The sequence below is a fragment of the Acinetobacter sp. 129952 genome, from assembly GCF_056642055.1.
Map to the genome: position 1 here is coordinate 1 of NZ_JBWVSU010000033.1, position 1,484 is coordinate 1,484.

At 43.9% G+C, this 1,484-nt stretch carries 1 protein-coding gene; it reads left to right on the plus strand.

Annotation, left to right across the window (positions count from 1 at the left end):
- Positions 1-95: 95 nt before the first annotated feature.
- Positions 96-1,430 (plus strand): ISNCY-like element ISAba32 family transposase, encoded by a 1,335-nt coding sequence (locus AC1IR0_RS15585; protein WP_479741562.1) that lies wholly within the window; start codon positions 96-98, stop codon positions 1,428-1,430.
- The last annotated feature ends 54 nt before the right edge of the window (positions 1,431-1,484 follow it).

Below are 1,484 nucleotides of genomic sequence, written 5' to 3' on the forward strand. Positions count from 1 at the left end.
CTTGTTAGAACCCATTTAAAGTGTCTATATTCTCACCAATAAAAATGTCTGGTTTATGATGGTTTTTATCACCATGGACTGGATATAAAATATGGATGCTGATCACTATGTCTGATAAAGAAATTCAACGTCTTGCAGTTCTGCAAGACGTTAGAGATCATCGTATTACCCAGGTCCGTGCTGCTGAAATCCTGAATCTTTCCACCCGTCAAATTACCCGGTTATTGCAGAAGCTCAATCAAGATGGTGTCTCAGGTATGGCACATGCCAGTCGTGGTCAACCGGGTCATCGTCGCCATGACGTCCTGTTAAAATCAGAATGTCTTTCCATTATTTCTGAACATTTACTTGGCTTTGGTCCTACATTGGCTCATGAGAAGCTCAGCAGCATGTTTGGCCTGCATATCCCGGTAGAAACGGTTCGTCGCTGGATGACTGCAAATGACCTCTGGATTCCTCGATCCAAGCGCCTGAAACGTCCATATCAGCCTCGATACAACCGTGATTGCTTCGGTGAGCTGATCCAGATCGATGGCTCATATCATGACTGGTTTGAAGGTCGAGCTTCCAAATGCTGCTTGCTGGTTTATATCGATGACGCCACTGGAAAGCTGTTGCATCTGCGCTTTTGTGAGGCTGAAACGACCTTTGATTATATGCTTTCAACCCGAGCCTACATTGAGCAATACGGCAAGCCTTTAGCGTTTTATAGCGATAAACACTCGGTATTCCGAGTGAATCAGAAATCGAGCCAAGATAGCCAGATCACGCAATTTGGGCGGATTCTGAATGAGTTAAATATTGGTATTATCTTCGCCAACTCACCCCAGGCCAAAGGCCGTGTGGAACGTGCCAATAGAACACTCCAGGATCGCCTGATCAAGGAAATGCGCCTAGAAGGTATCTGTTCAATTGCCGAGGCAAATGCCTGGCTGCCCTGCTTTATTGAGCATTTCAATCAGAAGTTTGCCAAGTGTGCGCGAAACTCAAAGAATTTACATCGGCCATTAACCGAATCTCATCTTGAACTGGATGATATTTTTACCTGGCAGGAACCGCGTAAGGTCACCAAGAATCTGACCCTGACCTATGACAAATGTATTTATCTGCTTGAACCGACAGAGCTGAATCATAAGCTTGTTGGGCAATATATTTCATTTCTGGAGTACCCGGATGGGACTGTGGCCCTCATGCACGAGGGACGAAAGCTCAACTACAGCATTTTCAATAAATTAGCTGGGCTACAGCAGAATGAGATCGTTGAGAATAAACGGTTAGGTACAGTTCTGGCACATATTCAGCAACAGCATGAAGAGTTGGAAAAACAGAATAAACGTTCCCGTCTCAAGAAAAGTATGCCGAGTCGTAAAGCTCAGAAAGCTGTTATTGAACAAAGAAAGTTAAATCCTGTGCTTGACTCTTGTGGTTAAAAACAGGACATTTTAAATGGTTTATCGCATAGACATTTTAATTGGTGAATAACA

What these genes read in the sequence shown, in the direction of transcription:
- AC1IR0_RS15585 (WP_479741562.1), top strand. Translation starts at nt 96, where the DNA reads ATGCTGATCACTATGTCTGATAAAGAAATTCAACGTCTTGCAGTTCTG.